Here is a 4,320-nt window from a genome sequence, read left to right on the forward strand (position 1 = left end):
GCTTTTTTATTTTGATCTCATACGATTTATTGACAATTAAATTTTCATTTGCGTATAATGAGTTTATATACAAACGTATGAGCATTTGTTCATATATCGAAATTGAATTTATCTCTGGAGAGGAGTGAGCGTTATATGGAAGCACAGCAACAGAAGGTCAGAAAAGACTTAATATTAGATGGTTTAGACTGCGCGAACTGTGCTATGAAGATTGAGAACGGCGTTAAGAAAATTGATGGAGTTAGTACTTGTTCTGTAAATTTCGTAACTAAAACTTTAACTTTAGAGACTGATGAGGGAAGAGCAGAAAGTATTGTATCAAAAGCCAAAGAAAAGGTGAAGACATTAGAGCCTCATATACGTGTAATTGAAAAAGGTGAATCTTCATCAAGAAGTGGCTCCAAAGGTACAGAAGAACATCATAGTCATGAAGATGCTCACGATCATGCCCACGACCATGGAAATGAGAACACCAAACGTATGTTAACCCGGTTAATTATTGGTACTCTTATTGCTGCTGGTGCGTGGTTCTCTTCTTTTTCTGGCTATATAGAGTTCTCACTGTTCGCATTAGCTTATATCATAATTGGTGGCGACATTGTATTCAGAGCAATCAAAAATCTTGTCAGGGGTCAAGTTTTTGATGAAAACTTTTTGATGGCCATTGCAACGGTGGGAGCTTTTGCGATACAAGAATATCCCGAAGGTGTAGCCGTCATGTTGTTTTATCAAGTAGGAGAGATGTTCCAAAGCATTGCTGTAAATCGTTCTCGAAAATCGATCAGTTCACTCCTGGATATCCGTCCAGACTACGCAAACTTAAAAATAGGTGACGAAATAGAACGTGTATCTCCTGAAGAAGTGAAGATCGGAGACATCATTTTAGTAAAGCCTGGTGAAAGGGTTCCGTTAGATGGCAAAGTCATTGAAGGTGTATCTGCTATGGATACTTCTGCTCTAACTGGAGAATCTGTTCCAAGAGAAGTGGAGCCAGGTCATGATGTGCTCAGTGGCTTTATAAACAAAAATGGTGTGTTAACGATAGAAGTAGCGAAGGAGTTTGCTGAATCAACTGTATCCAAAATATTAGATTTGGTTCAGAATGCCAGCAGCAAGAAAGCACCAACAGAGAACTTCATCACAAAGTTTGCTCGCTATTATACACCAGTAGTAGTGATCATTGCTGTACTGCTTGCTGTGGTACCTCCTCTCATTGTAAGTGGAGCTACTTTCTCAGAATGGATTTACCGTGCACTTATATTTTTAGTTATCTCTTGCCCTTGCGCATTGGTGGTCTCCATTCCACTTGGCTTCTTTGGAGGAATCGGTGCAGCATCAAAGAATGGAGTGTTGGTTAAAGGGAGTAACTACTTGGAAGCCCTAAATGATGTGAAATATGTCGTCTTTGATAAGACGGGAACCCTAACTAAGGGAGCATTTACGGTTACAAGCATTCAAACTGGAGGGCATATTTCTAAAGAGCAACTCTTGAAATATGCAGCTTATGCAGAAGCTCACTCAACTCATCCCATCGCCGAATCCATTAGAGCTGCTTATGGTGAAAGTATAAATGAGAACGAGTTAGTGGAGTATAATGAGATTTCAGGACATGGTATTAAGGTTAAGGTCGATGGAAAAGAAGTACTTGCTGGTAATGCAAAACTAATGGTTAAGGAACAAATTCGTTATGATCAACCAGCTGACTTAGGTACAATAGTGCACTTGAGCATTGATAATGAATATGCAGGGTATATCGTCATTTCTGATGAGGTGAAAGAAGATTCCTTAGAAGCCATTCAATCATTGAAAAAGCTTGGAATTAAAAAAACAGTCATGCTCACTGGTGATTCAAAAATAGTGGGAGAAGCGGTTGGACGCCAGCTTGGAGTAGACCAAGTGCATGCAGAGTTGCTCCCACAAAACAAAGTAGAAGAAATTGAAAAATTAGATCAAGAAAAAGCGTCAAAAGAGAAAATCGCGTTTGTTGGTGATGGAATTAATGATACGCCGGTATTGGCGAGGGCAGATGTAGGAATTGCTATGGGCGGACTTGGATCTGATGCTGCTATTGAGGCAGCAGATATAGTCATTATGACTGATGAGCCGTCAAAGATTACAACGGCTATTAGGATAGCAAAAAGGACAAGAAGAATAGTGTGGCAGAACATTATTTTTGCTCTCGGAGTGAAGGTGGTTTTCTTGCTCCTTGGTGCATTTGGTATTGCAACGATGTGGGAAGCGGTATTCTCAGACGTTGGTGTCACTTTGTTGGCTGTATTAAATGCAGTACGAATACTGAAAAGTTCATAAGCATAATTAGGCTTCGACAGAACACCTTAAGTAAACAGGCGAGGGTTACAACTTGTCTTTTCTTAAGGTGTTTTTTTATGGGAGAATTCTTTGGGAAGATCACGCCGTTAAAGTGTTTATTTTAGCAGCTTAGTTGCTCTTTTCTTTTGTCATATCACAAACACTAATCTTTAAAAGGTTCATGTTTTGTTTACAATCAAATCATCCTTAGATCATGGTGATTGACTAGACTAAGGTTGTTTACTTTGTGTACAGGACTTTAGCAAGCGATTTGCATTATGTTACTAACAATTAGATCGACTGTGAACCTACACTTACATAGAGAATTCTAAATAAGTTAACGCTCTTTTAATTGATCTTCTCTGCTGTCAGATAAGATAATAATTTCTGTTTATATGTCGTCGCAAAAGTTGACAAGGTAGTGATAAATAAACTACATTATGTAGGGTAACAAAATTTTAATAATTTCGCCATGTCTCGAATGCAATTATTGATAATTTTAGAGTTTTTAGTAACTTTGTGGCGATGTAGGACAAGCAGCGTTCTATCAATCATAAGGCCATTAAACTCAATGAAAGAAATAATTCAAATCTAAAATATGTACAAGGATGGGAATTAAGTTGAAAAAGACAGCAACTGCACTTGCAATAAGTTTGATTACAATCACAATTCTTAGTCCTGCTTATAGTCATGCAGCATCAGGCATTAGTGATATTGATAATGAGTTGGAAAAGCTCAAACAACAGTCTAATTCGGCAATATCGGAACAGGAAAAAGCTGAAAAGAAGAAGAAGGAAGCCGTTTACTATAAGCAAAAGCAAGAGACATATTTGAAGAGCATCATGAAGCAAATAGAAAATGTAAGTAACGAGCTTGCAACTGTCTCTTACAATATTGAAACAACGGAAGAAAATTTACGCTTTACAAAAAAAGAGTTGGAAGCTGCAGAAGAAAGAATTGATGCTCGTGAGGACGTACTAGCATCCCGAGTGCGTTTGATGTACACCGATGGTACAATTTCCTATTTGGATGTGCTGTTATCATCTACTAGTTTTATTGACTTCCTTCAGCGTATGGATTCTCTGAAAATGATTGTGGACCAAGACCAGAATCTATTAGTTGAGCATAAGAAAGATAAGCAGCTTGTTGTAGAGAAGAAGCAACAGCTTGATAGGCAGTATGCGGAACATAAGCGGCTATATGTAGAGAAGAAAGCCCACAAGACAGAGCTCGCTAGTAAGGAGCAAGAGAAGCAGAAGCTTATTCTTGGATACGAGAAAGAGATTGAAACACAAAGTGAGCTCAGTGATAGGCAAGATCAAATGCTAGTTGAAATTGCGTTAAAGCGGTCGGCACTGGTTCAAGAAAAAAATACGCTGAAAGAAGAGCAGGCTGCAAGAGCTGCAAAAGCTAAAGCAGCTGCAGAAGAGGCTGAAAGAAGAGAAAAACTACAGAAGGTTTCTAGCTCTAGCACTAAATCAAGCTCCAGCAGTTCTTCCAATGGAAGCGGAGTGTTAGGGATGCCAATTCAAGGTGCAACCATTTCATCAAACTTTGGACCACGTGTCCACCCCATAACAGGTGAGTTAGGAAAAATGCATAATGGGACTGATTTTGCTGCTCCTCAGGGTACGAGTATATATGCTGCAGAAGATGGGGTTGTCATTATGGCAGAATGGTATGGCGGATATGGCAATACAGTTATCGTCGATCATGGGGATGGTTTATGGACTCTATATCCTCACATTAGGGAGAACGGTATTCAAGTAAAAGAAGGTGAATCAGTATCCCGAGGTAAAAAAATCGCAGAAGTAGGTTCAACAGGGAATTCAACAGGTCCACATCTGCACTTTGAAGTCCGTGTGAATGGAACTCCACAGAACCCATTAAGCTATTTATAGAGCATTAGTTCAAAAGGTCTTTGCAATGATTATTATTCGTACTAATGATAACAAGGATTACAGGTAGGAATATTTCGGATAGTAGGATAGTTAAAAAGTGCGTTGCAAG

1 protein-coding gene and 1 pseudogene are annotated in these 4,320 nt (G+C 38.9%); both read left to right on the forward strand.

All coding sequences use genetic code 11. The annotated features are described in order from the left end of the window. Positions 1-99 precede the first annotated feature (99 nt). A pseudogene (locus P364_RS0134075) lies at positions 100-2,310 on the forward strand (heavy metal translocating P-type ATPase); the annotation flags it as partial. A gap of 620 nt (positions 2,311-2,930) precedes the next feature. Then, positions 2,931-4,211 carry a murein hydrolase activator EnvC family protein gene (locus P364_RS0134080; protein ID WP_024634432.1) on the forward strand — a complete coding sequence of 427 codons (1,281 nt, stop codon included), beginning with the start codon at positions 2,931-2,933 and terminating at the stop codon, positions 4,209-4,211. Positions 4,212-4,320: the final 109 nt, after the last annotated feature.

The sequence above is a fragment of the Paenibacillus sp. MAEPY2 genome, from assembly GCF_000499205.1.
Taxonomy (GTDB): Bacteria; Bacillota; Bacilli; order Paenibacillales; family Paenibacillaceae; genus Paenibacillus; species Paenibacillus vandeheii.